22 protein-coding genes and 1 pseudogene are annotated in these 24,259 nt (G+C 73.4%); 6 read left to right on the top strand and 17 right to left on the bottom strand.

Annotation, left to right across the window (positions count from 1 at the left end):
- Positions 1-25: 25 nt before the first annotated feature.
- The 9 genes and pseudogenes from PUR71_RS35335 to PUR71_RS35295 all read right to left on the bottom strand — a co-directional run bounded on the left by PUR71_RS35335 (position 26) and on the right by PUR71_RS35295 (position 7,773).
- Complete coding sequence (locus PUR71_RS35335; protein ID WP_329931314.1) at positions 26-598, bottom strand: bacterial proteasome activator family protein; 573 nt, start codon at positions 596-598, stop codon at positions 26-28.
- A 204-nt stretch (positions 599-802) separates the two neighbouring features.
- Entirely contained in the window at positions 803-1,507 is a 705-nt protein-coding gene (locus tag PUR71_RS35330) for a hypothetical protein (protein WP_329931313.1), read from the bottom strand.
- A gap of 135 nt (positions 1,508-1,642) precedes the next feature.
- Positions 1,643-2,620, bottom strand: coding sequence for an NAD(P)H-quinone oxidoreductase (locus PUR71_RS35325; RefSeq protein ID WP_329931312.1), 978 nt, complete (start codon positions 2,618-2,620; stop codon positions 1,643-1,645).
- A 47-nt stretch (positions 2,621-2,667) separates the two neighbouring features.
- The gene (locus PUR71_RS35320) at positions 2,668-3,714 is read right to left on the bottom strand and encodes a potassium channel family protein (RefSeq protein ID WP_329931311.1); all 1,047 of its coding nucleotides are present in this window, start codon (positions 3,712-3,714) and stop codon (positions 2,668-2,670) included.
- A 73-nt stretch (positions 3,715-3,787) separates the two neighbouring features.
- Positions 3,788-4,969 (bottom strand): molybdopterin molybdotransferase MoeA, encoded by a 1,182-nt coding sequence (locus PUR71_RS35315; protein WP_329931378.1) that lies wholly within the window; start codon positions 4,967-4,969, stop codon positions 3,788-3,790.
- A 56-nt stretch (positions 4,970-5,025) separates the two neighbouring features.
- A pseudogene (locus PUR71_RS35310) lies at positions 5,026-5,311 on the bottom strand (DUF6457 domain-containing protein); the annotation flags it as partial.
- A gap of 92 nt (positions 5,312-5,403) precedes the next feature.
- Positions 5,404-5,991 carry a molybdenum cofactor guanylyltransferase gene (gene mobA / locus PUR71_RS35305; protein WP_443077684.1) on the bottom strand — a complete coding sequence of 196 codons (588 nt, stop codon included), beginning with the start codon at positions 5,989-5,991 and terminating at the stop codon, positions 5,404-5,406.
- Positions 5,992-6,021: 30 nt separating this feature from the next.
- Entirely contained in the window at positions 6,022-6,987 is a 966-nt protein-coding gene (locus PUR71_RS35300) for an MBL fold metallo-hydrolase (protein WP_329931310.1), read from the bottom strand.
- A 150-nt stretch (positions 6,988-7,137) separates the two neighbouring features.
- The gene (locus tag PUR71_RS35295; protein WP_329931309.1) at positions 7,138-7,773 is read right to left on the bottom strand and encodes an FMN-dependent NADH-azoreductase; all 636 of its coding nucleotides are present in this window, start codon (positions 7,771-7,773) and stop codon (positions 7,138-7,140) included.
- A 107-nt stretch (positions 7,774-7,880) separates the two neighbouring features.
- Here PUR71_RS35295 and PUR71_RS35290 point away from each other — a divergent pair, with 107 nt between their 5' ends.
- Positions 7,881-8,282: a winged helix-turn-helix transcriptional regulator gene (locus tag PUR71_RS35290; RefSeq protein WP_329931308.1), complete on the top strand. Its 402-nt coding sequence runs from the start codon at positions 7,881-7,883 to the stop codon at positions 8,280-8,282.
- An 85-nt stretch (positions 8,283-8,367) separates the two neighbouring features.
- Here the strand turns inward: PUR71_RS35290 and PUR71_RS35285 are convergent, their stop codons facing one another.
- Entirely contained in the window at positions 8,368-9,132 is a 765-nt protein-coding gene (locus PUR71_RS35285; RefSeq protein ID WP_443077683.1) for a polyprenol monophosphomannose synthase, read from the bottom strand.
- Between the two features lie 335 nt (positions 9,133-9,467).
- Between PUR71_RS35285 and manA the strand changes: the two genes are divergently transcribed.
- Entirely contained in the window at positions 9,468-10,667 is a 1,200-nt protein-coding gene (gene manA, locus PUR71_RS35280) for a mannose-6-phosphate isomerase, class I (RefSeq protein ID WP_329931306.1), read from the top strand.
- Between the two features lie 89 nt (positions 10,668-10,756).
- Here the strand turns inward: manA and PUR71_RS35275 are convergent, their stop codons facing one another.
- On the bottom strand, positions 10,757-12,181 hold the full coding sequence (locus PUR71_RS35275; RefSeq protein ID WP_329931305.1) for an acyltransferase family protein: 1,425 nt from the start codon (positions 12,179-12,181) through the stop codon (positions 10,757-10,759).
- A gap of 119 nt (positions 12,182-12,300) precedes the next feature.
- Between PUR71_RS35275 and PUR71_RS35270 the strand changes: the two genes are divergently transcribed.
- The gene (locus PUR71_RS35270) at positions 12,301-13,239 is read left to right on the top strand and encodes an ATP-binding cassette domain-containing protein (protein ID WP_329931304.1); all 939 of its coding nucleotides are present in this window, start codon (positions 12,301-12,303) and stop codon (positions 13,237-13,239) included.
- A complete protein-coding gene (locus tag PUR71_RS35265) occupies positions 13,236-13,994 on the top strand; it encodes an ABC transporter permease (protein WP_329931303.1) in 759 nt (252 codons plus the stop codon). The genes PUR71_RS35270 and PUR71_RS35265 overlap by 4 nt, the downstream gene beginning before the upstream one ends.
- A gap of 23 nt (positions 13,995-14,017) precedes the next feature.
- Here PUR71_RS35265 and PUR71_RS35260 read toward each other — a convergent pair whose 3' ends face one another.
- Positions 14,018-17,182 (bottom strand): BTAD domain-containing putative transcriptional regulator, encoded by a 3,165-nt coding sequence (locus PUR71_RS35260; protein WP_329931302.1) that lies wholly within the window; start codon positions 17,180-17,182, stop codon positions 14,018-14,020.
- Positions 17,183-17,332: 150 nt separating this feature from the next.
- Positions 17,333-19,864: a replicative DNA helicase gene (gene dnaB, locus PUR71_RS35255; RefSeq protein ID WP_329931301.1), complete on the bottom strand. Its 2,532-nt coding sequence runs from the start codon at positions 19,862-19,864 to the stop codon at positions 17,333-17,335.
- Positions 19,865-20,290: 426 nt separating this feature from the next.
- Between dnaB and PUR71_RS35250 the strand changes: the two genes are divergently transcribed.
- The gene (locus PUR71_RS35250) at positions 20,291-21,625 is read left to right on the top strand and encodes an MATE family efflux transporter (protein ID WP_329931300.1); all 1,335 of its coding nucleotides are present in this window, start codon (positions 20,291-20,293) and stop codon (positions 21,623-21,625) included.
- A 71-nt stretch (positions 21,626-21,696) separates the two neighbouring features.
- Here the strand turns inward: PUR71_RS35250 and rplI are convergent, their stop codons facing one another.
- From rplI to rpsF, 4 genes are all read right to left on the bottom strand, one after another.
- Positions 21,697-22,143, bottom strand: coding sequence for a 50S ribosomal protein L9 (gene rplI, locus PUR71_RS35245; RefSeq protein WP_329931299.1), 447 nt, complete (start codon positions 22,141-22,143; stop codon positions 21,697-21,699).
- A gap of 17 nt (positions 22,144-22,160) precedes the next feature.
- Entirely contained in the window at positions 22,161-22,397 is a 237-nt protein-coding gene (gene rpsR / locus PUR71_RS35240) for a 30S ribosomal protein S18 (protein WP_030304537.1), read from the bottom strand.
- 80 nt (positions 22,398-22,477) lie between these two features.
- Positions 22,478-23,083: a single-stranded DNA-binding protein gene (locus tag PUR71_RS35235; RefSeq protein ID WP_329931298.1), complete on the bottom strand. Its 606-nt coding sequence runs from the start codon at positions 23,081-23,083 to the stop codon at positions 22,478-22,480.
- Between the two features lie 96 nt (positions 23,084-23,179).
- Positions 23,180-23,470, bottom strand: a complete 291-nt coding sequence (rpsF, locus tag PUR71_RS35230; RefSeq protein WP_063348486.1) for a 30S ribosomal protein S6 — start codon at positions 23,468-23,470, stop codon at positions 23,180-23,182.
- A gap of 317 nt (positions 23,471-23,787) precedes the next feature.
- Between rpsF and PUR71_RS35225 the strand changes: the two genes are divergently transcribed.
- Positions 23,788-24,087 carry a hypothetical protein gene (locus PUR71_RS35225; protein ID WP_329931297.1) on the top strand — a complete coding sequence of 100 codons (300 nt, stop codon included), beginning with the start codon at positions 23,788-23,790 and terminating at the stop codon, positions 24,085-24,087.
- Positions 24,088-24,259: the final 172 nt, after the last annotated feature.

Below are 24,259 nucleotides of genomic sequence, written 5' to 3'. Positions count from 1 at the left end.
TGCGGTCCGTGGCCCGCGGCCGGGCCTACAGGTACGGGCCGGAGCGGATGCCGCGGCCCTGGCCTGGCTCGTCCTCGTCCGGCTCGCCGCCGTGCAGACCGGGCGGCAGCGCCCGGCGCATCTGCTCCAGCTGCGCCCGCGCGGCCATCTGCTGCGCGAACAGCGCGGTCTGGATCCCGTGGAACAGGCCCTCCAGCCAGCCGACCAGCTGGGCCTGCGCGATCCGCAGCTCCGCCTCGGTCGGGATGGAGTCGTCGGTGAACGGCAGCGACAATCGCTCCAGCTCCGCGACCAGCTCGGGGGCCAGGCCCAGCTCCAGCTCCTTGATGGAGCTCGCGTGGATGTCCTTCAGCCGCGCCCGGCTGGCCTCGTCGAGGGGTGCCGCCCGCACCTCCTCCAACAACTGCTTGATCATGCTGCCGATCCGCATGACCTTGGCGGGCTGCTCGACCATCTCGGTCACCGGGAGCTCGCGCGGCCCCTCGCCCTCGTCCCCCGCCTGGCCCGCGAACCCCTGGCCCACCGGCATCCCGTCCGGTCCGAGGATCAGCACCTTCTGGCCGTCCTGCGACGAGCTCTCGTTCATCGGATTCGTCATGAACAACATTCTCTCTCACTGGGGTTGGTCGGGCGGAAGCCCCCGGCCCGCACGGCCGGTCCCGACGGTACGCCCCGGCCGGCCCCTCGGGAATCCGTACGGATACTCAGTTCTCGCGCGCCGCAACGCCGCACCACCCCGCGATCCACCGCAAGCCCGCACACAACCTCCCCCACACCCACGCGCGCCGCGGCGCCCCGCCGGCTACCAGCCCCTGCGCAGGCGCAGGCCGACCAGACCGAGGCCGCAGCCGATGAGGCCCAGGCCGGCGCCGAGGGGGAGCTGGAGGGTGGAGGCGTCGCCCCAGCGGGCCGGGACCACGGTGGGGGCGGCGATGGCCTGCGTGGTGGCCGTCGTGGCGGTCTCCGGGGCCGCGTCGTCGGCCGGGGCGTCCGGGGCCTCGGCGTCGCCGGTCTCCGGGGCCTGTTCGGCGGGCTGCTCCGGGGCCTGCTCGACGGCCCCGTCGGGCACCTGCTCGGGCACCTGGGCGGGCACCTGGTCCGGCGCCTGCTGTGGGGATTGCTGCGGCGCCTGCTCCGGTGCCTGCTCCGGCGCGGCGGGCCGGTGGCGGTGGGCGCGCGGGTCCCAGCCGTCCGGACGGGCGCGGGTGACCGCACGCTCCGGCGGCGCGGCGGACGGTACGGCGCCCCTGGACCAGGCGGATCCGTCCGGCCGGTCCGGCCGGTCCGGCCGGTCCGAGCCGTCGGAGCCGTCGGAGCCGTCGGCACGGACCGCGGCCCCCGCCGGGCTCGCCGCCCCCGGGCCGGGGGCCGCGACGGCCGCCGTCGCGGCGGCCAGCGGCAGGACCAGCCCGAGCACGGCCGCCGCGGCCAGCCGGCGGGCCAGGGCGGGGCGGCGGGAGGGCGCGGCGGTCAGCGGCCCGAGGTGCGCGTGCGTTGGTGCGGCCACGGTCGGAGGTCCTTCCGACGGCCGACCGCGCGGGGCGGGGTCGGCGGCGGGACAGCTCGGAACCAGCCTCACACACTCCTACGATCAGAGCATGTCGTGCGCCCCGGCCGCCGCTCCCACCAGGCCCGGCCCCGCTCAGACCTTCAGCACGACCTTGCCCACCTGCTCGCCCCGCTCCAGCACCCGGTGCGCGTCCCCGGCCTCGGTCAGCGGCAGCACCCGGTCGACCACCGGCTTGACCACGCCGGACTCCACCAGCGGCCACACGTGCTCCCGCACCGCCGCCACGATCGCCGCCTTCTCGGCCAGCGGCCGCCCGCGCAGGTTGGTGGCGACGACCGCGCCGCGCTTGCGCAGCAGCGTGTTGAGGTCCAGCTCGCCCTTCACGCCGCCCTGCAGCCCGATGATCACCAGCCGGCCGTTGACGGCGAGCGCGTCGACGTTCCGCTGCAGGTACTTGGCGCCCATGATGTCGAGGATGACGTCCGCCCCGGCCCCGCCGGTGGCCTCCCGGAGCACCTCGACGAAGTCCTGCTCCCGGTAGTCGATCGCGATGTCCGCGCCGAGCTCCACGCACCGCGCCAGCTTCCCGGCGCTGCCCGCGGTGACCGCCACCCGGGCGCCGACGGCCTTGGCCAGCTGGATCGCCATCGTCCCGATGCCGCTGGCGCCGCCGTGCACCAGCAGGGTCTCGCCGGGCCGCAGGTGCGCGGTGAGGAAGACGTTGGACCACACCGTGCAGGCCACCTCGGGCAGCGCGGCGGCCTCCTCGAAGCCGAGCCCCGCCGGCAGCGGCAGCAGCTGCCCGGTCGGCACCGCGACGCGCTGCGCGTACCCGCCGCCGGCCAACAGCGCGCACACCTCGTCGCCGACCGCCCAGCCGGACACGCCCGGCCCGAGGGCGGCGATCCGCCCGGCGCATTCGAGCCCCGGGTACACCGGGGAGCCGGGCGGCGGGTTGTAGAAGCCCTGCCGCTGGAGCAGGTCGGCCCGGTTGACGGCGGTGGCCGCCACGTCGACCAGCACCTCGCCCTCGCCGGGCACCGGGTCCGGCACCTCCGCCCAGACGAGCGCCTCGGGACCGCCGGGTACGGGAATCGTCATCGCATGCATGCCCCGAACCTACTGCGCGCCGCTCCCGGCCCGGCGCGACGACTGCGTCACCCGGCCGACTTGATGACGATCACCCGGTCGGTGAGCTGGAGCACGGCGGCCTCCGGCTCGGTGTAGTTGATCACCCGTCGGCCGCGGACCACCGCCACCACGAGGTCCTCGCACGCGCGCGGACCGTGCCCGGCCTCGGTCCGGGTGACCGGCCGCTCGACGACGTCCAGGCCTTTGCCGTAGGTGAGCAGGTCCTCCATGACCGCCCCGGCGTGCGGGCTGAGCATGGACAGCCCGAGCAGCCGCCCGGCCGAGCTGGAGCTGGTGACGACGACGTCCGCGCCGCTCTGCCGCAGCAGCGGCGCGTTCTCGTCCTCGCGGACGGCCGCGACCACGGTGGCGGCCTTGTTGAGCTGGCGCGCCGTCAGCGTGACCAGGACGGCGGTGTCGTCCCGCTCGGGCGCGACGACGACCCGGGCGGCCGTCGGCAGGGCCGCGCGCAGCAGGGTGTCGGTGCGGGTGGCATCGCCGACGACGCCGACGAGCCCGTGCTGGGAGGCGTGCTCGATCACCTTGCGCTGCGGGTCGACGACGATGATCTCGTCCTTCTTCACGCCCTGGCCGAGCAGGGTGTCGACGGCGCTGCGGCCCTTCGTGCCGTACCCGATCACGACGGTGTGCTCGCGCACGGAGGACCTCCAGCGGTTCAACCGCCACTGATGGCGGGTGCGTTCGGTGAGCACCTCGAGCGTGGTGCCGACCAGGATGATCAGGAACAGCACGCGCAGCGGGGTGATCACCAGGATGTTGGCGAGCCGGGCGCCCGAGCTGTAGGGCGTGATGTCGCCGTACCCGGTGGTGGAGAGCGTGACGGTCGCGTAGTACGCCGAATCGAGGAAGTCGAGCCCGCCGCCGGCGTTGTCGTTGTAGCCGTCCCGGTCGAGGTAGACGATCACCGTGGTGGCGACCAGGACGGCGAGCGCGAGCAGCAGCCGCGAGCCGACCTGCCGGACGGCGGGCGCGCTGCGCCGGGCGGGCAGCACGATCCCGGCGTCAGCCCACGGTTCCGTCCCGGGCGCCGGCCCGCGCAGGAGCTTGCTCATGCGCGCGCCTCGCTCCGCTCGGCGAGGACATTCGCCCCCGCGCGCACCTCTTCGGTTCCCTCGCTCCGCTCGCTCACGGAGCCTCCAGCAGCTCGACGGGGTCGCCGGCCTCCGCCCCGCCGGGCGGGACGACGGCGAGCGCCTCGGCCCGGGCCAGGCCGCGCAGCATGGCGGGCCCGTCGAAGGCGAGCGGGACGACGCCGTCGGCGGTGCGCCGCACGGGCAGCAGCCGGGTGTCCGTCGGGTGCCCGGCCAGCGTGACGGCGGCGGGCGCGGGGGCCGGGCCGCCGCTGGTCCGGCCGCTGCGGGCGTGCAGCAGCGGCAGCGCGATCGTGACGGTGCCGGCGACGGCGGCCAGCGGGTTGCCCGGCAGGCCCACCAGGTGGCGCCCGCCGGGGAGTTCGCCCGGGTGGCCGTCCGGTGGCAGTTCGGCGAGCAGCATCGGGTGGCCGGGGCGGACGGCGACCCCGTCGACCAGCAGCCGGGCAGCGACCTCGTCGAGTGCGCGGTGCAGGAAGTCGACCGGGCCGGCCGCGGTGCCGCCGGTGGTGACGACGACGTCGGCGGTGGAGTGCCTGAGCGCGTCCCGCAGCATCCCGAAGTCGTCCCGGACGGAGCGGACTTCGGCCACCTCGGCGCCGCACGCCCGTAGCCACGGCGTCAGCATCGGCCCGAGCGCGTCCCGGACGAGCCCTGGGCCGGGCACCCCGGATCCGATCAACTCGTCACCGAGGACCAGGAGTTCGACGACCGGACGGCGGCGGACCGCCAGCCGGTCGTGGCCACAGGCGGCGGCGAGCCCGAGCACGGCCGCGTCGACCGGGGTGCCGGCGGACAGCAGGGCCTCGCCCCGGCGGCACTCCTGGCCGCGCGGACGGACGTCCTGACCGGTGGTCGCCGGCCGGGGGCCGCAGTCCCGCAGCAGTGCCCCGTCCGTCGAGCCGTGCTCGCGGCGCAGCACGGCGGTGGCGCCGGGCGGCAGTTGGGCGCCGGTGGCGATCTCCACGGCGGTGCCGTCGGCCAGCGGCGCGACGGGGACCCGCCCGGCCAGCAGCCGCCCGGCGACCCGCCAGGGACCGGGACCGGCGACCGCCCAGCCGTCCATGGCGGAGGTGTCGAAGGCGGGCAGGTCGGTGAGGGCGGCCAGCGGCTCGGCGAGCGTGTGGCCGAGGGCGGCGGCGAGCGGCAGCACCACCGGCGGCAGCGGGCGCGATCCGGCCCGGCGGGCGGTCGCGCGGGCCAGCGGCCAGGCCATGGGGCCGGGGCCGGGGCCGGCCGGGGGCGCGGTCACGGGCGTCTCCTCGACGGCCGTCACTGCTCGCCCGGCCCGTCCGGCGCGCTCCAGCGCTCGGCGAGCAGGGCGGTGCGGCGGGCCGCCTCCGCGACGGCCTCGGGGCCGCCGCCCTGCTGGGCGGCCGCGTACCCGATCAGAAAGGCGGTCAGCGGCGCGGCCGGCCGGGCCACCCCGTGCGCGACCACCCGGGTGAGGTCCAGCAGGCCGCGGACATCGACGTCCAGGTCGATCCCGAGTTCGGCGCGGACCTCCGCGATCCAGTCATCCAGCGTGCGCTCCATGCGCCCCATGCTGCCTGATCGGCGGTTTCCCCGGGATGTTCCCCCGGTGTGCGGGGCGCGTCGTTTCCCTCACGCCCCCGTCCGTCCGGTGGTGAACACCCCGCGCGTTCCCCCTTACCTCCCGTCCCGGTCCCACTCGCGGGCCCGTTCCAGGTCCTCCCAGGTGTCGCAGTCGTACGCCACGTTGTCCGTGTCCGCGACCAGCAGCCGGCCGAGGCCTCCGGTGAGGCGGCGCAGCGGGAGGCCGGCCGGGTCGCCGAGGTCGGCCAGGGCGCTGCGCAGGGCGGCGGTGCGGTAGGCGGCGGCGAGGGGCTGGTCGCGGCCGCCGGCGTCGACGAGGACGGCCGCCTCGACGGCCGGCTCCGCGTCGTCGAGGGCGGTGACGAGCCGTTCGACCGTGCGCCGGTCGAGGAAGGGCAGGTCGGCGGCGAGCAGCAGGACCGTCCCGGCGTCGACGAGGTCGAGCCCGGCCGCGACGGCGGCGACCGGCCCGCCGCCGGGCGGTTGCTCGCGGGTCCAGCGGACGCCGGTGCGGGCGGTGGGCCGGTCCGGGCCGACCACCACGGTGGTGCGGGCTCCGGCGCAGGCGGCGAGCACCCGGTCGAGCAGGGTGGTCTCGCCGACGGTGAGCCCGGGTTTGTCGGCCCCGCCGAGGCGCCGGGCGGCCCCGCCCGCCGGGACGATCACGTCGTACGGCGTCATGCGGCCAGTATCCGCCCTACCGGCCGCCCCCTAGGCCTCGCCTTCCGCCCCTTCGCCCTCCGCCCTTTCGCCCTCCGCCTCTTCGTCCCCCGCCTGTTCGTCCCCCGCCTCTTCGTCCCGCGGCCCCTCGGCCGCCCGCCCGATGTTCGCCGCCGCGCTCAGCTCCAGGACGACCGGCAGCGTCAGCTCCCCGTACCGCTCGTTCACCGCCGTGACCAGCGCCTCCGCGTCGTCCGGGTGCTCGGCGAGCAGCCGGTCGAAGTCCTGCAGGTACTCGCCGGTGAAGGCGAGCACCCGGGTCGCGTCGTCGCCCTGCTCGGGCGCCCGGTGCCCGGCGATCACCCGGTCGACGTCGAGGTCGGCGATCCGCCCGAGGTTGTGCCCCCAGGTGACGCGCTGCGCGGGGGTGGTGTCGGCGGTCCAGACGTGGGTGCCGTTGTAGGCGAAGTCCCCGGCGATCACGGTGCGGGCGCTGGGCACGTGGACGACGGTGGAGTTCCCGCAGTCGCCCTGCCCGAGCATGAGCACGGGGATCACCTGGCGGTCGAGCATCAGCGGCTGCGGCAGCAGCGGGGCCGGGACCAGCGGGTGGTCGGGGATGTCGTCGCCGTACACGGGCTTCCACTGGGCGACCTTGGCGGCGACGGTGCGGTGGATGCCCTCGACGACCGCCGGTGCGGCGAGCAACTGGGCCGCGGGGAAGAGCTTCAGCACCTCCTCGGCGCCGAAGTAGTGGTCCGGGTGGTGGTGGGTGACGACGACGGCGAGCAGGCGCCGCCCCTTGCCGGCCACCCATTCGGCGAGTTCGCGTCCGGCGCTGCGGGTCAGCTGGGCGTCGACCAGGATCGCGGTCCGCTCGCCGAGGATCAGGGTGGAGGTGGCGAAGAAGGCCGACTCGGGGCCGGTGAAGACGTCGATCTCCAACGGCCGGACGACCTCTTCCCCGGTCTCCGCACGTTCCGCGTCGGCGGTCTCCTCGGACGGGGACGACGTCACGGGTTGCTCCCTCTGGTCGGCGGTCGGACTCTCTGCGCCCCACCTGTCTGCGCCCTACAGCATGGGAGAACGGGCGCCCGAACGCGCGGAAGGCGCGCCCGTGCGGGGCGCGCCTTCCGGCGAGGGGCACGTCGGCGGCCCGGGCGGGCCTCAGGCGGCGAGCTCCTTGGCCTTGCGGGCGGCGTCCTCCAGCGCGCGGGCCTTGGAGGCGGCGGCGTTCTGGACGAAGTCGGCCATCGCCGGCACCTTCGGCGCCAGGGTGAACTCGGGGACGATGAAGTCGACCTCCAGGCCGAGCATCCCGGTCAGCACCTTCTCCAGGTAGGTGGTGACGAACTCGTACGGCTCGCGCGGCGCCCCCGGCGCGTACGAACCGCCGCGGGCGGCGACCACGGTGACCGGGGTGCCCTTGGCGGAAGGCGTCTCGCCGGCGGTGCGGCCCATCAGGATGACCTGGTCGAGCCACGCCTTGAGCGTGGACGGGATCGTGAAGTTGTACATCGGGCTGCCGATGACGATCGCGTCGGCCTGCTCCAGCTCGGTCATCAGCTCGTCGCGCAGGGCGAGGGCGGCGTCCTGCTCGGCGGTGCGGCCCCCGGCGGGGACGAAGGTCGCCGAGATCCCGTGCACGTCGAGGTGCGGGACCGGATCGGCGGCGAGGTCGCGGTAGACCACGGTGCCCTCGGGGTGCTGGGCCTGCCAGGCGGCCCGGAACGCGGCCGAGACCTCGCGGGAGACGGAGCCGTCGGCGACGGCGGACGAGTCGATGTGGAGCAGGGTGGGCATGACGGTACCTCCATCGGATAAGTAGCTGCCGTTTCCACCGCAGCTGCAACTAACGTAGCAGCTTACTTTTCTGCAGTCACTAGGGATCGGTCAGGTACGCTGGAGCCATGTCCGAGCACGAGGTAGTGACCGAGCGCCAACCGGCCGCCTCCGACGCGTGCGCCGAGCAGCGCACCTGCTTCAACGTCGAGCTGGCCCTCACCCGCGTGTTCACGCTGCTGGGCAAGCGCTGGACGGGCCTGCTCGTGGGCGTGCTCAACCACGGCGGCCCCGCCTACTTCTCCGAGCTGCGCCGCGCCGTCCCGGGCATCAGCGAGCGGATGCTCTCCGACCGCCTCACCGAGCTGACCGAGGCCGGCCTGGTCCTGCGCGAGGTCGACGCGGGCCCCCCGCTGCGCGTGAGCTACCGCCTCACCGACGCGGGCGCGGCCCTGCGGCCCGCGCTCAACGAGCTGGCCGTCTGGGCCGACCAGTACCTCCCGGAGAGCGCCCTCAAGGGCGGCTGCTGAGGGTCACACCCACCCGTACACACGACGAAGGGCCCGCCCGCTGTTCACACAGCAGGCGGGCCCTTCGCCCGGAAAGATCAGGGGATCAGCGCCGCTTCGCGCCCCGCAGCCGGGCCACCCGGTCCGCGATGCCCCACGAAGTCACCCGCCAGAGCGCCTCGACCACGATGTTGCGGCTCATCTTGGACGCGCCCAGCTCGCGCTCGACGAAGGTGATCGGCACCTCGGCGACCTTGAAGCCGGCCTTCACCGTGCGCCAGGCCAGGTCGACCTGGAAGCAGTAGCCGGCCGAGGCGACCTCGTCCATGCCGAGGCCGAGCAGCGTCTCCTTGCGGAAGGCGCGGTAGCCGCCGGTGACGTCGCGGATCGGCACGCCCAGCATCAGGCGCGAGTAGGTGGAGCCGCCGCGCGAGAGCAGCAGGCGCGACTTCGGCCAGTTCACCACCCGGCCGCCGGGCACCCAGCGGGAGCCGAGCACCAGGTCGGCGCCGCGCAGCGCGGCGAGCAGCCGGTCGAGCTCCTCGGGCTGGTGCGAGCCGTCCGCGTCCATCTCGACCAGGACGTCGTAGCCGTTGTCGATGCCCCAGCGGAAGCCCGCGAGGTAGGCGGCGCCGAGGCCCTCCTTGCCCTGGCGGTGCAGGACGTGCACGTGCTGGTCCTCGGCGGCCAGCTTGTCGGCGAGCTCGCCGGTGCCGTCGGGGCTGTTGTCGTCGGCCACCAGGACGTGGGCCTCGGGCACCGAGGCGCGGACCCGTCCGACGATCCGCTCGACGTTCTCCGCCTCGTTGAACGTCGGAATGATCACCAGCACCTTGCCGAGATCAGCAAAACGCGGCTGGTTCACGGTCACGTACAAACCTCTCGGCCAATGGCGGGAGTGCCGGTCACCGTGGCGCCCGCACTCCGGAGCGCCGCTCCCGTCGGCGGCCCGCCGAGGGGCTCCGCGGCGGAAACCGCTGCGCACGGTGGAAACAACTGGGTCCTGGCATCCTACTACCGCGCCCGCCGGACACCCGCCCGATCGCCGCCGCGACCACGGCACTCGCACCGGACGCCCGCCGTTTCCCCTCACGTGACACGCGTCGGCTAGGGTCGATGCCTCGCCCCGGCCCGGACCGCCCGCCCGGCCCTTTTCCCGACGATCCGGCACACCCGCCACCGCAGCGAAGGAGTAGGACCGCGCGCATGGACAGGCTCGTCAACACCATCCGCCCGTACGCCTGGGGATCGGTCACCGCCCTCCCCGAACTCCTCGGGCAGGACCCCACCGGCGAGCCGCAGGCCGAACTCTGGATGGGTGCCCACCCCGGCGACCCCTCCCGTGCGGACCGGGGCGCGGGGCCGCGCCCGCTGGACGAGCTGATCGCCGCGGACCCCGAGGGCGAGCTCGGCACCGCGACCGTCGCGCGCTTCGGCCCCACCCTGCCCTTCCTGCTCAAGATCCTCGCGGCCGGCATCCCGATCTCCATCCAGGCCCACCCCACGCTCGACCAGGCCCGGGCCGGCTTCGCCGCCGAGAACGCGCTCGGCATCCCGCTGGACGCCCCCCGGCGGAACTACCGCGACGCCAACCACAAGCCCGAACTCATCTGCGCGCTCGACGAGTTCGAGGGCCTGTGCGGCTTCCGCCCGGCCGCCGAGGCGGCCGAGCTGCTGGCCCGCATCTCGGTGCCGGCACTCGACCCGGTCATCGACCTGCTGTGCGTCGAGGACGAGTCCGAGGCGCTGCGCAGCGCGCTCAACGCCGTCCTGACGATGGACGACAAGACCGCCGAGGAGGCCGTCCGGGAGACCGCGGAGGTCGTGCGGGACCAGGCCGAGCGCGCTCCCGACGGCGTCCTCGCCCCGTACGCCCGGCTCGCCCGTGACTTCCCCGGCGACCGCGGCCTGATCGCCGGCCTGCTGCTCAACCACGTCCGGCTCAGCCCGGGCGAGGCCCTCTACCTGGGCGCCGGCGTGCCGCACGCCTACCTGCACGGCGTCTGCGTCGAGCTCCAGGCCAACTCCGACAACGTGCTGCGCGCGGGCCTCACGCCCAAGCACATCGACGTGCCGGAGCTCATGAAGGTGGTCGTCTTCGAGGCCGGCGCCCCGGGCGTCCTCCACCCCACCCCGGTGGCCGGCACCCCGGGCGAGGAGCTCTACCCCGTCCCGATCGACGAGTTCCGCCTCTCCCGCTTCCGGCTGGACGGCACCGACCGCGAGATCGACGGCCGCACCCCGCAGATCCTCCTCTGCACCGCCGGCACCGCGCGCCTCACCGCCCCCGACGGCACCACGCTCGACCTCGCCCGGGGCGAGTCCGCCTTCCTCCCCGCCACCGGCACCCCCACCCGCCTCTCCGGCACGGCCACCACCCTGTTCCGCGCCACCGTGACGATCTAGAAGGCGGCAGCCGACGGAGCGGAAAGCGGCCGGGGCCGGATCACGGGTGCGCACCCGTGATCCGGCCCCGGCCGTTGACGTCCCCCGGATCAGCCGGAGCGGTCCGCCCCGCCGGACGGACCCGCGCCCACCAGCTCCGGCTCCTGGCGCGGCGCCGACACGGCGGCCGACGGCGCTCCCGGTGCGGACGGCTCCAGCGGCTGCGGCGGCCAGCGCCGGTTCATCGCCTTGGTCAGCTTGCGGCCCAGGTCCTGGAACGGCATCTCCACCAGCCGGTACACCACCCAGCAGACCACCAGCAGCACCGCGACGTACCCGGCCACCCACGACCACCGCTCGGCGAACGGCATCGCGGCCAGCTTGACGTAGTAGTGATTGCTGTCCCAGCCGAGCCGCCAGAGCAGGAACTTCTTCACCGGCCAGTGCAGCAGGTAGACCGAGAAGCTCACCGCTCCCAGCCAGGTCAGCACGCGCGGCAGCCGCCGGTTGCGCAGCAGGAAGAAGAGCCCGAACGACGCCCACGCCGCGAGGTAGGCGTTGGTCCACGCCTGCCAGGTGAAGGTGGAGGTCGCGCGGCCCATCGCGTCCCGGTTGTACATCCACCCGACCATGGCACCCGCCACCACCACGAAACCGACGGACAGCCAGGCCTCGATGCGCTCGATCTGCCCGTGCTGCGCCCGGTAGATCACCGTGCCCGCGAACATCGTCGCGAGGATGGTGAAGCTCTCGTACGCCGGGTCCCGGCCGTTGGTGAACACCAGCAGCAGGCCGAGCCCGCCCAGCAGCAGACCGCCGGTCCGGGCCAGCGACGCGTTGCCGCTGACCATGCAGAGCACGCCCATGACCACGACGACCACGGTGGCGGCGACGAGGTTGTCGGTCTCCGTGAGGGTGTGGTTCAGGCTGTACGACGGGATCCAGACGCCCAGCACGAGCGCGATCGCCCCCGCCGCGACCGCGATCGGCGTGCTGCGCCGGTGCCAGCCCATCGTGAAGAGGCTGCTGACGAAGAAGTAGAAGAGCATCTCGTACGCGAGCGTCCACGAGATGCCGAGCGCGTTCACCACGCCCAGCATGTCCGACAGCAGCAGGCCGTTGGCCGCCAGCCAGAGCTTGTGGTACGGGACGCCGTCGTAGCTGACGACCTGGTAGCTGAGCGGCAGCACGAACTCGGCGAAGAGCACGGTCACGATCAGCGCCGGGTAGATCCGGAAGACCCGGCCGATCCAGAAGGCCCGGACGTCACCGCGGCGTTCCAGTGAGGCCGGGATGATGTAGCCGCTGACGACGAAGAACGCGATGACCCCGTAGAAACCGAGGTCGAAGTGGGCGGCGATGACATCGCCCTCGGGGATCAGCCGGAAGATCTCGAAGTGGTGGGCCGCCACGGCCAGCGCCGCGATGCCCCGCAGGGCGTCCAGCCAGCCGAGTCTGCTCGCCGGCGCGGCGGCACGATCCGCTCGACGCTCCTTGTGTGCCCCCCACCGAGGCAACGGTCTGATAATCGTCACGCGCTGGAGGTTAGCCCATTCGAACACAACCCTTTCACGATTCCTTGATCACCTCGCGTCAGAGGCCGTGTCAGGGGGGTGACAGGGGGGTGTCAGGTCCGCCCGGGATCGTTCCCGGCATGAGGAATTCGGCGATCGCGGTCTCAGGACTGCGGAAGGCATACGGCGACCGGGTCGTGCTCGACGGCATCGACTTCGAGGTCACCGAGGGATCGGTCTTCTCGATGCTCGGCCCGAACGGGGCCGGCAAGACCACGACGGTGAACGTCCTGACGACCCTGGCGAGGGCCGACGCCGGCACGGTGCGCGTGGCCGGGCACGACGTGGTGACCGGGACCCGGCAGGTCCGCTCGGCCATCGGCGTCACCGGCCAGTTCGCGGCGGTGGACGAGCTCCTGTCGGGGCGGGAGAACCTGCGGCTCATGGCCGACCTGAAGCGGGTACGCCCCGCCGACCGGGTGGTGGACCGGCTGCTGGAGCGCTTCGACCTGGGCGGGGCCGCGGACAAGGCGGCGGCGGCGTACTCCGGCGGCATGCGCCGCAAGCTGGACCTGGCGATGACGCTGGTCGGCGACCCGCGGATCATCTTCCTGGACGAGCCCACCACCGGGCTCGACCCGCGCAGCCGGCGCACGATGTGGGAGATCGTCCGCGAGCTCGTCACCGACGGCACCACGGTCTTCCTCACCACGCAGTACCTGGAGGAGGCCGACCAGCTCGCCGACCGGATCGCGGTGCTCCACCGCGGCCGCATCGCCGCGCACGGCACCCCCGCGGAGCTCAAGCGCCAGGTTCCCGGCACCCACGTCCGCTTCCGCTTCGCCACCCCGCAGGACCTCGACGCGGCGGCCCGCCTCCTCCCCGGCTCCATCCGGGACGACCAGGAACTGACCCTGCGGGTGCCCGGCGACGGACGCTCCCGGTCCGTACGGGCCCTGCTGGACCGCCTCGACGACCACGCGATCGACGCCGAGGAGTTCTCCGTGCACACGCCGGACCTCGACGACGTCTTCTTCGCCCTCACCGGACACACCAGCACGGAGGACACCCAGCGATGAGCACTCGGACCGCACTGGGCGACTCGGCGATCATGTTGCGCCGCAACGTCAGGCACACCCTGCGGAACCCGGTCACGGTGTTCCAGGCCGTGCTGTTCCCCATCGTGATCATGTTCATGTTCGTCTACGTCCTGGGCGGCGGCTTCGACGTCCACGGCAGGTACATCGACTACGCCATGCCCGGCCTGATCGTGATGGCCATCAGCTACGGGCTCGGCCCCACCGCCACCGCCGTCAACGGCGACATGACGAAGGGCATCATCAACCGGTTCAGGGCCATGGACGTCTCCCACGGCGCCGTCCTGGCCGGCCACGTCGTCGCCACGACGGTCCGCGGCCTGATCGCCGACGCGGCCATCGTCGGCGTCGGCTTCGCGATGGGGTTCCGGCCGCACGCCGGCGTTCCCGGCTGGCTCGGCGCGATCGGCCTCATGCTGCTGCTCTCCTTCGGTGCCGCCTGGCTCACCGTCGCGATGGGCCTGGCCTCGAAGACCGCGGAGTCCGCGGGCATGGCCACCGTGCCACTGATCATGCTGCCCTTCCTGAGCAGCGCGTTCGTGCCCGCCCACACGATGGGGGCCGGCGTGCGGCAGTTCGCGCAGTACCAGCCCTTCACCCCGATCATCGAGACCCTGCGCGGCCTGCTGACGGGCACGGCCTCGACCGGCACCGCGCTCACGGCCGTCGCCTGGTGCGTCGGTTTCGCGGCCGTCGGCTACGCGTGGGCGGTCTCCACCTTCCGGAAGCGGGCCTGACCACGCGAGCGCGGAACTCGTCCTCAGAACGCGAGCGCGGCCTCGGCCAACCGGGACCAGTCGCTCCCCGCCCCCTCCCGAGCCGCCTCGGCGAACCCCGCGTCGCCGAGGCGGCTCCGCGCCGTCCCCTCGACCCGGACCGCGTCCGGCTGGGAGAGGTCCGGCAGGCCGCGCACGGCCGTGCTCGCCGCGAGCAGCCGCGCTGCCTGCCCGTACTCGCCCCGGCGCAGCGCCAGGTCCGCGACCCCCACCAGCACCTGGGCGATCAGCGGCGCGTGCCCCGCCTCGGCCGCCGCCGCGCAGGCCACCGCACGGTGCTCGCGGGCCTCGTCGAGACCCTCGGCGAGGTACCCCAGCAGGTCGTGCCGCAGCGCCCGGAGCCCCGCCCGCTCCGCCTCCTCGCCCAACAGGGCCGTCGCGAAGCCGAGTTGCTCGTATGCCGCCCCGACGTCGCCGTCCCACCTGGCCAGTTCGGCCCTCGTGAGGGCCAGCTCGGCCAGCGCGTCGGGCCAGGCCACCCGCTCCGCGCAATGCTGCGCCTCGGCGAGCGCCGCCGCGCTCGCCGCCCGGTCGCCCAGCAGCCGGTACAGCAGCGCCTGCCGCGAGCGCATCCGGATGACGTCCTCGGTCGCGCCGAGCTCGGTGACCACCGCGACGGCCCGCTCGTAGTGCTCGCAGGCGGCAGCGAACTCCCCGCGCACGGCGATCCGGTCCGCGAGCTCGGTCAGCGCGAACGAGATGCCGAACCGCTCACCCAGCGCCAGCAGTTCGTCGAGCGCCGCCTCCAGGTGCGCGTCCGCGTCCCGCCCCCCGTGGCCGATCATGATCCGCATCTTGCCCAGCTGGAGCCGGGCCAGCGCCCGCGCCCACGGGTCCTCGTGCTCCAGCAGCGGCTCCCAGGCGGCCAGGACCGCGCCGGGCTCCCGCAGCATGCGCTCCAGCGGCGCGACCAGCCCCGGTGCCGGGTGGCGCGTGCGAGCGCCCCGGGCGTACCGGTGGGCCTTGTGGATCCACTCCGCGGCCTGGTGCTCGTCGCCCCGCCCGGAGCTCACGAACATCACGAGGAGCGCGTACACCGTGGCCCGGACCTCGTCGGTCACCTCGCCGGGCAGGGCGGCGGCCGCGGCGATCAGCTCCATGCCCTCGGCCCGGCGCCCGCCGAGCCACCAGTACCAGCCGGCCCCCGCCGCGAGCCGCATCGCCGCCTGGGCGTCGCCGGCCGCGAGGGCGCCGCGCATCGCGGCACCGAGGTTGTCGTGCTCGGCCTCCAGCACGGCGAGCCACTCCAGTTGCTCGGCCCGGCGCAGGTGCGGGTCGGCGAGCTCGGCGAGCTCGGTGACGTACGCGAGGTGCGCCCGGCGCAGCGCGTCCCCCTCCCCCGCCTCCGCCAGACGGTGCGCGGCGTACTCCCGGATCGTGCCGATCATGCGGTAGCGCGGCGCGCCACTCGTGCCACCGGCCCGGGCCTCGCCGTCCGCCACCAGCAGCGACTTCTCGGTGAGCGAGGTGAGCAGTTCCAGCACCTGTCCCTGCCCCACCACGCCGTCCGCGCAGACGCGTTCGGCCGCCTCCAGGGCTGCGCCGCCGGCGAACACCGAGAGCCGTCGCAGGACCGTCCGCTCGGCGTCGGTGAGCAGCTCCCAGCTCCAGTCGACGACCGCGCGCAGTGTCCGGTGCCGCGGCAGCGCCGTGCGGCTGCCGCCGGTCAGCAGGCGGAACCGGTCGTCGAGGCGGTGGGCGAGCTGGTCCACGGTCATCGTGCGCAGCCTGGCCGCGGCCAGTTCGATCGCCAGCGGCATCCCGTCCAGGGCCCGGCAGACGCGGACCATCGTCGCCAGCGTCCGCGGGTCGCCCGCGAGGTCCCGGCGCACCGCGCCGGCCCGGTCCCGCAGCAGCCGGACGGCGGGCGAGGACGCGATCTCCTCCGGGCCCGCGTCCCGCGCCGGCAGGGCCAGCGGTTCGACCGACCACAGCGCCTCGCCGGTGATGCCGAGCGGCTCCCGGCTCGTCGCCAGGATCCGCAGCTTCCGGCATTCGCCGAGCACCCGGTGGGCGAAGACCGCCGCCGACTCGATCACGTGCTCGCAGTTGTCCAGGACGAGCAGCGCCTCGCGCTCGCGGATCGCGGCGACGAGGCGGTCCACCGCGCCGGCGCCGGAGTTCTCCCCGAGCAGGGCGTCGCGCAGGCCGAGGGCAGCGAGCGCCGCCTGGGCCGGGTCCCCGTCGCCGCCGATCGGGGCGAGCTCCACGAGCCAGGCTCCGTCCGGCAGTTCGGCGAGCACGGCGCGCGCCGTCTCGGTGGCGAGCCTGGTCTTGCCGGAGCCGCCCGGTCCGATCAGGGTGGTGAGCCGGTGCTCGGCGACGAGTCCGCGGACGGCGGCGACATCGGCGTCCTTGCCGACGAAGGTGGTGAGCTCGGCCCGCAGGTTGGTCGGCAGCGATTCCTTCCGGCGGCCCAACTCTCCTCGCAGCAGCGCGACATGAAGGGCGGACAGCTCGGGCGACGGGTCGACGCCCAGTTCCCCGGCCAGGGCCTCCCGCGCGCTCTGGAAGACCTGCAGGGCCTCGCTGTCGCGGCCGGCCGCGACCAGGGCCCGCATCAGCGAGGCGACCAGCCGCTCCCGCACGGGGTGCGCGGCCACCAGGTCGGTCAATTCGGTGACGAGCTCCGCCCCGCGCCCGTGGGCGACTTCGGCCTCGAAGCGCTCCTCCGCGGCGGTCAGGCGCAGCCCCTCCAACCGGACGACGACGGCGTCGAACGCGCCGCTGTCCTGCAACCCGACGTCCTGCAGGGCGGCCCCGCGCCAGAGTTCGAGGGCCTCGCGCAGCAACCGCAGGCGGCCGGCGCCGTCCTCGGAGCGGGCCTGGGCCGCGCCGACGAGGCGTTCGAACCGCACGGCGTCGACGGTGTCCGGCTCCACGGCCAGCAGGTAGCCGTCCGTCCGCCCTTCGAGCACCCCGTCCGGCAGCACCTTCCGCAGCCGGGAGACCAGGCGCTGCAGGGCGTTCGTCGCGTCGGCGGGCGGGTGCTCGCCCCAGATCCAGTCCACCAGCGAGGACTTCGGGACGACGTGCCCCGCCCGCAGCGCGAGGGCGACCAGCAGGCCGCGCAACCGCGCCCCGGGCACGTCGACCGCGTCGCCGGCATCCGTGCGAACCTGCAACGTCCCCAGCATCCCGATCTGCACCCGCCGATTTTGCCACGGCCGTCCGGGCGCCACCCCGGCTCAACCGGCCCGGTGGCCGAGCTCGGCGGCGAGCGGGACCGCGAGGTCCTCCCCACCGAGCCGGCCCGGGCACCGACCACCGACGCCTGAGCCGGGCCGGGCGGTCCGGGATCAGTCCCGGGTCATGTCCACGAAGCGCGAGTAGTGGCCCTGGAAGGCGACGGTGATCGTGGCCGTCGGGCCGTTACGGTGCTTGGCGACGATCAGGTCGGCCTCGCCCGCACGCGGGGACTCCTTCTCGTAGGCGTCCTCGCGGTGCAGCAGGATGACCATGTCGGCGTCCTGCTCGATCGAGCCGGACTCTCGCAGGTCGGAGACCATCGGCCGCTTGTCGGTGCGCTGTTCGGGACCACGGTTCAGCTGGGACAGCGCGATCACCGGCACCTCCAGCTCCTTGGCCAGCAGCTTCAGGTTCCGCGACATGTCCGAGACCTCCTGCTGGCGGTTCTCGGCCCGGCGGGAGCCGCCGGACTGCATCAGCTGGAGGTAGTCGATGACGATCAGCTTGATGTCGTTGCGCTGCTTGAGCCGGCGGCACTTGGCCCGGATCTCCATCATCGACAGGTTCGGCGAGTCGTCGATGAACAGCGGCGCCTCGCTGACGTCCGGCATGCGGCGGGCGACCCGCGTCCAGTCGTCGTCCGTCATGTTCCCGGAGCGCATGTGGTGCAGCGCCACCCGGGCCTCGGCGGAGAGCAGGCGCATCGCGATCTCGTTGCGCCCCATTTCGAGCGAGAAGATGACGCTCGGCAGCTTGTTGTGGATCGAGCAGGCGCGGGCGAAGTCCAGCGCGAGCGTGGAGTTGTGCGTGGGGACCATCGATCGGGTGGCCAGGTACAGGTGTTCCGGGTTGTCCACCTGAACACAGCGGACCGGCACGCTCTCGATCTCACGGACGGCGACGATGAACCGCTGCTTCAGCCTCGCGGTGGCGGGACGCCGCCGATCCGCGTGCGTCTGTCGCTTCCGCGCCGGTCCGAAGACGTCCTCAGTCGGCGTGAAGGTGAGGACGTACGCCGTCGACGACTCCTCGGAACGCCCCTTGAGACGCTTGGTGGTCATGCCGCAGCGGTGGCCGAGGCCGACGACGAGTTCCTGGAAACCTTCGGCCAGCGTCCGGTTGGTGACCGCGAACTGCACCGATCCCGTGCGGGTGACGGTCCCGTGGGTGTCCAGGAGACCCGCCAGGAGTGCCCGGCGCTGTGCGACGGAGCCACGCAGGTACTCCCGGGGAATGTGCTTGTTCCCGAGGACACCCATGCTCCGCAGCGCCGCCAGGTCCGCCGGGGTGATCGTTGCGGCATCGCCGTGACCGTCTCCCAGCCAGGCACCCAACGTGTACGGCGGGACGGGCAGGTCCCGGTGCGGGAGAGCGAGCGGGGCCGCGTTTCGCACCGAGTGGTTGTTCCGCCGATCGGCCGTGAGGCAGTGCAGCGTCGCGGCGATCTCCTTGGTCGTCCTGACCTCGCCGGCCCGGGCGGACCTGCGCGAGGCCCGGGTCTCGGTCAGCCACTGGTGATCCGCGTCCGCGATCACCGACGTGCCGTCGTCGAACACGACCTCGAAGCACGGCCGGCCCGTCATGACCTCCGTAGCCGCCACCACGCGGGTCGGATTCCCCGAGGCGTCGAGCAGGAGGTCGCCCTCCCGCACCTCGCCCATGGTGGTCCACCCGTCCGGGGTCGGGAGCGGAGTGTCGAGGGCCAGGGCCTTGCCCATGGCGGGACGGGCCGCGATGACGATCATCTGGCCGGGGTGCAGGCCGTTGGTGAGCTGGTCGAAGTCGGCGAAGCCGGTGGGCACGCCGGACATCTGGCCGTTGCGCGACCCGATGGCCTCGATCTCGTCGAGGGCGCCCTCCATGATGTCGGCGAGCGGGGCGTAGTCCTCGTTGGTGCGCTGCTCGGTGACGGCGTAGATCTCCGCCTGCGCCGCGTTGACGATCTCGTCGACGTCGCCCTCGGCCGCGTAGCCCATGCCCGCGATCCGGGTGCCGGCCTCGACCAGGCGGCGCAGCACGGCGCGCTCGTGGACGATCTGGGCGTAGTACTCGGCGTTCGCCGCGGTCGGGACGGAGTTGACCAGGGTGTGCAGGTAGGGGGCGCCACCGACGCGCTGGAGCTCTCCGCGCTTGGTGAGCTCGCCGGCCACGGTGATCGGGTCGGCCGGCTCGCCGCGGGCGTAGAGGTCGAGGATCGCGCCGTGGATCATCTCGTGCGCGGGCCGGTAGTAGTCGGCCGGCTTGAGCACCTCGACGACGTCGGCGATCGCGTCCTTGGACAGCAGCATGCCGCCGAGGACGGACTGCTCGGCCGCCAGGTCCTGCGGGGGGACGCGCTCGAAGCCGTCGGCCCCACCCCGGCCCTCGTCGTCCCGGCGGTCGCCCTTGCCGTTCTGGAAGCCCTTCTGGAAGCCCCCGCCCTTCTGGGAGCCCTTCTGGGAGCCGCCCTGGAAACCACCGCCGCCCTTCTGGAAGCCGTCGCCCTGGCCCCCGCCGCGACCCCGCGAGACCGGGAGCCGGTCGCCGGGCCCGTCCGGGAACGGCGCGTCGTCGAACGCGCCGGCCGGGAAGGGGTCCTCGGCGGTCTGCCAGTCGTCCTCCGGCGGCGGGGCGTCGTGGTCGTCGTACTGGGGGCCGGTCACGCGTGTTCCCCGATCAGCGAGTGGTGCGAGTTGGAGCGGAGCCGCTCCTCTTTGTACGCCACGGGGCCGACAAAACGGACGCCGGGGCGGGTGGGAGTGTCGGGCGGAGAGCCCACGCTAAGGGGCCGGGCGCCCTTCAGCCAACATGGTTATCCACAGGGGGTGTGGACGAGCGGCCCTGGGCTGTGGAGAACTGCCGCAAAGCTGTGGACGCCCCTGTGGAAGGTCCTGTGGATAACCGGACCATCGGCCCCACGTCAACTCTCTGACCTGGAGTTACCTCTTCCGGGGTCTGTGCATGAGAAATTCTTCACACACCACCGGATGGCTGTGGGCGCACAACCCACCAGGCTCGCCACTCACCAGTTCGAGTAATAGCCAATCAGGACTAGCAGTCGTTACCTGTGGATGAGTAACCTGGAGCGCATGACCGCCGCCACCACCGGACCCTCCCGACGCCGGCACGACCGCGAGATCCTCGCCCTCGCCGTCCCCGCCTTCGGCGCGCTCGTGGCCGAGCCGCTCTTCCTGATGGCCGACTCGGCGATCGTCGGCCACCTCGGCACACCGGAGCTGGCCGGCGTCGGCGTCGCCGCCGCCGCGCTCTCCACGGCCACCGGTGTGTTCGTCTTCCTCGCCTACGCCACCACCGCCGCCGTGGCCCGCCGGATCGGCGCCGGGGACCGCCGGGCCGCCGTGCAGCAGGGCGTCGACGGCATCTGGCTCGCCCTGGGCCTGTCCGTCGGGGTGGTCGCGCTCACCCTCCTGCTGGCCCCCTGGGCCGCGGACGTCCTCGGCGCCTCGGACACGGCCGCGCCCTACGCCGTGACGTACCTGCGGATCAGTTCCCTCGGCATCCCCGCGATGCTCATGGTGATGGCCGCCACCGGCGTGCTGCGCGGCCTCCAGGACACCCGTACGCCGCTCGTGGTCGCCGTCGCGGGCTTCGCCGCCAACATCGGCCTGAACGTCGGCCTGGTGTACGGCGCCGGGCTCGGCGTCGCCGGCTCGGCCTGGGGCACCGTGCTGGCGCAGACCGGGATGGCCGCCGTCTACGTGGTCGTGGTGGTCCGCGGCGCCCGCCGGGAGCGGGCCTCGCTGCGGCCGGACCTCACCGGCATCCGGGCGAGCGCCCGGGCGGGCGGACCGTTGCTGGTGCGGACGGTGAGCCTGCGGGCCGTGCTGATGATCGCCACCGCGGTGGCCGCCCGGCTCGGCGACACCCAGGTCGCCGCGCACCAGATCGCCATGACGCTGTTCAGCTTCCTGGCCTTCGCGCTGGACGCGATCGCGATCGCCGGCCAGGCGATCATCGGCCGCTACCTGGGCGCCTCGGACGTCCCGGGGGCGAAGGCCGCCACCCGGCGGATGGTCGAGTGGGGCATCGGGGCCGGCGTCGTGCTGGGCCTGCTGGTCGTCGTGGCCCGCCCGCTGTACGTCCCGTTGTTCACGCCCGATCCGGTAGTGCGGGCGCAACTGGACACCGCGCTGCTGCTGCTCGCGCTCACCCAGCCGCTGAGCGGCCTGGTGTTCGTGCTGGACGGGGTCCTGATGGGCGCCGGGGACGGCCCGTACCTGGCGTGGGCGATGCTCGCGACCCTGGCCGTGTTCGCGCCGGCGGCCCTCGCCGTCCCGGCGACGGGCGCCGGGCTGGCCGGGCTGTGGTGGGCCATGAACCTGTTCATGCTGGTCCGCGCCGGGTTCATGGTCCTGCGGACCCGCAGCGGCAGGTGGCTGGTCACCGGGGCGGTCCGGGGCTGAGCCCGGTCCGGGCAAGCGCCGAGGGCCGGACTCCGTGGAGGAGTCCGGCCCTCGGGCCACTGCTATGCGGTTCAGGCAGCCACGACGGCGACGTCGAGGTTGGCCACGACGTCCGAGTGCAGCTTGACCGAGACCTTGTGGGTGCCCACGGTCTTGATCGGCGAGCCGATCGCGACGGCGCGCTTGTCCACGGCCGGGCCGCCCGCGGCCTTGATGGCCTCGACGACGTCGGACTGGGTCACCGAGCCGAACAGACGGCCGGCGTCGCCCGAGCGGACGGCCAGCTTGACCTGGACGCCCTCGAGCTTGCCCTTGACCTCGTTGGCGGCCTCGAGCGTCTGGATGGCGTGGATCTTGCGGGCGCGACGGATGGCGTCGACGTCCTTCTGGCCACCCTTGGTCCAGCGGATGGCGTAGCCGCGCGGGACCAGGTAGTTGCGGGCGTAGCCGTCCTTGACCTCGACGACCTCGCCGGCGGAGCCGAGACCCGGCACCTCGTGCGTGAGGATGATCTTCATTACTCGGTCACCCTCTCTTAGCGCGCGGTGCTGGTGTAGGGCAGCAGCGCCATCTCACGGCTGTTCTTCACGGCCGTGGCGACGTCACGCTGGTGCTGGGTGCAGTTGCCGGTGACCCGGCGGGCACGGATCTTGCCGCGGTCGGAGATGAACTTCCGCAGCAGGTTCGTGTCCTTGTAGTCAACGTAGTTGACCTTGTCCTTGCAGAAGACGCAAACCTTCTTCTTCGGCTTGCGAGCAGGCGGCTTCGCCATTGTGTGCTCCATTTGGGGTTCACGACCCGGCGGGCGTCCGGGGACGCCTGCGGCCGGGCCGCACGAAATCTGTCAGCTCTTTAGAACGGAGGCTCTTCCGAGAAGCCGCCACCGGACGGGGCACCCCAGCCGCCGCCGCCCTGGTTGCCGCCGGACGGGGTGCCGGAAGCCCACGGGTCGTCGGAGGGGCCGGACTGGCCGCCGGAGTTTCCACTCCAGCCGCCGCCCTGCTGGCCGCCACCGCCGCCCCAGTTGCCACCGCCGCCCTGGCCGCCCTGCTGGCCGCCGAAGCCGCCACCGGGGCCGCCGGGGCCACCGGAACGGTTGGCCCGGGTGACCTTGGCAGTCGCCGAGCGCAGGCTCGGGCCGACCTCGTCGACCTCGACCTCGAAGACCGTCCGCTTCTCGCCTTCCTTGGTCTCGTAAGACCGCTGGCGCAGTCGGCCCTGCACGATGACGCGCATGCCGCGCTGGAGCGACTCGGCCACGTTCTCCGCCGGCTGCCGCCACACGTTGCACGTGAGGAAGAGGCTCTCGCCGTCCTTCCACTCGTTCGTCTGGCGGTCGAAGGTGCGGGGGGTGGACGCGATGCGGAACTTCGCGACCGCCGCACCCGACGGGGTGAAGCGCAGCTCGGGGTCGTCGACGAGATTGCCGACGAGGGTGATGACGGTCTCGCCTGCCATGGTGGTGATGACCTCTCGGGAAGATGTCCGTTCACCGCTGTTTCACGTGAAACAGCGGACGCGAGCTACCCGAGACCCGAAGGCCTCAGAGGTGGCTCAGTGGGTGTCCGGGCGCAGGACCTTGGTCCGCAGAACCGACTCGCTCAGGCCCATCTGGCGGTCGAGCTCCTTGACGACCTCAGGCGTGGCCTTGAGGTCGATGACCGAGTAGATGCCCTCGGACTGCTTGTTGATCTCGTAAGCCAGACGGCGACGACCCCAGGTGTCGACCTTCTCCACCTTGCCGCCGGCGTTGCGGACGACGGTGAGGAAGTTCTCGATCAGGGGGGAGACAGCGCGCTCCTCGACCGAGGGGTCGAGGATGACCATCACCTCGTAGTGACGCATGGGTAACCCACCTCCTTTGGACTCAACGGCCACGGTCTCTCCGTGGCAGGAGGGTTGTGCAGCGTCGGCACCGGAGCGTGTGACGACACCGGCCCACCGTAGCGGCCGGGTCCGACAGTCGGGCCCCGCTCACCCGATCGGGCGGCCGCCCGTGAGAGGGCGCAAGGGGGCACAACTACACCAGTGCAGACGGCACAGCCTACCCGCACCCGTACGGCCGAACAAAACGCATAGGGGTTGTGAGACCAGTCCAACCGCCGCAATCTGGACGGAACGGGATTCCTGCCCGTACGTCTCCACGCCAGGAGGTGGGACACATGGCCCAGTCCGTCCACCGCATGCCCGCCCTCACCCTCAACACCGACGGCCACCCGCACCCGCGGGAGAACACCCTGGTGGCGCTGACCGCGCTGCTGGGCATCGTCTCCTTCACCACGTCCTTCTTCTACAACCTGCACGTGCTGACCTCGTGGACGGGCCTGCTCGGCATCGTCACCGGGTTCTGGGGCGTGTTCGTCTCGGTCACCACCGCCGAGCGCTTCATCCTGATGATCACGCTCGCCGCCTCCGCCGTCGGCTTCTACCTCGGCGTCGCCCGCGGCGGTCTCTGGGGCTGATCCCGGGGCCTGCGGGGCCGCTTCCCGCCCCCGTGCCAGGAACCCTCGGCGCCCCCGTCGCGTATCTGCAGGAGACAGGTACGCACGGGGGCGCCGCCACGCCCGCGCCCACGGGCGCCGGTGCCACCGGACGATAGGGTCACCCCGAGAACCCGGGGCCACCACAGCCCGA

The organism is Streptomyces sp. SP17BM10 (assembly GCF_036322405.1).
Lineage (GTDB): Bacteria > Actinomycetota > Actinomycetes > Streptomycetales > Streptomycetaceae > Kitasatospora.
This window is presented reverse-complemented; position numbering and strand designations above follow the sequence as displayed.

Coding starts and splice junctions, on each gene's coding strand:
- PUR71_RS35335 (WP_329931314.1), bottom strand. CDS start 598: ATGACGAATCCGATGAACGAGAGCTCGTCGCAGGACGGCCAGAAGGTG.
- PUR71_RS35325 (WP_329931312.1), bottom strand. CDS start 2,620: ATGCATGCGATGACGATTCCCGTACCCGGCGGTCCCGAGGCGCTCGTC.
- PUR71_RS35320 (WP_329931311.1), bottom strand. CDS start 3,714: ATGAGCAAGCTCCTGCGCGGGCCGGCGCCCGGGACGGAACCGTGGGCT.
- PUR71_RS35315 (WP_329931378.1), bottom strand. CDS start 4,969: ATGGCCTGGCCGCTGGCCCGCGCGACCGCCCGCCGGGCCGGATCGCGC.
- mobA (WP_443077684.1), bottom strand. CDS start 5,991: ATGACGCCGTACGACGTGATCGTCCCGGCGGGCGGGGCCGCCCGGCGC.
- PUR71_RS35295 (WP_329931309.1), bottom strand. CDS start 7,773: ATGCCCACCCTGCTCCACATCGACTCGTCCGCCGTCGCCGACGGCTCC.
- PUR71_RS35290 (WP_329931308.1), top strand. CDS start 7,881: ATGTCCGAGCACGAGGTAGTGACCGAGCGCCAACCGGCCGCCTCCGAC.
- manA (WP_329931306.1), top strand. CDS start 9,468: ATGGACAGGCTCGTCAACACCATCCGCCCGTACGCCTGGGGATCGGTC.
- PUR71_RS35270 (WP_329931304.1), top strand. CDS start 12,301: ATGAGGAATTCGGCGATCGCGGTCTCAGGACTGCGGAAGGCATACGGC.
- PUR71_RS35265 (WP_329931303.1), top strand. CDS start 13,236: ATGAGCACTCGGACCGCACTGGGCGACTCGGCGATCATGTTGCGCCGC.
- PUR71_RS35250 (WP_329931300.1), top strand. CDS start 20,291: ATGACCGCCGCCACCACCGGACCCTCCCGACGCCGGCACGACCGCGAG.
- rplI (WP_329931299.1), bottom strand. CDS start 22,143: ATGAAGATCATCCTCACGCACGAGGTGCCGGGTCTCGGCTCCGCCGGC.
- rpsR (WP_030304537.1), bottom strand. CDS start 22,397: ATGGCGAAGCCGCCTGCTCGCAAGCCGAAGAAGAAGGTTTGCGTCTTC.
- PUR71_RS35235 (WP_329931298.1), bottom strand. CDS start 23,083: ATGGCAGGCGAGACCGTCATCACCCTCGTCGGCAATCTCGTCGACGAC.
- rpsF (WP_063348486.1), bottom strand. CDS start 23,470: ATGCGTCACTACGAGGTGATGGTCATCCTCGACCCCTCGGTCGAGGAG.
- PUR71_RS35225 (WP_329931297.1), top strand. CDS start 23,788: ATGGCCCAGTCCGTCCACCGCATGCCCGCCCTCACCCTCAACACCGAC.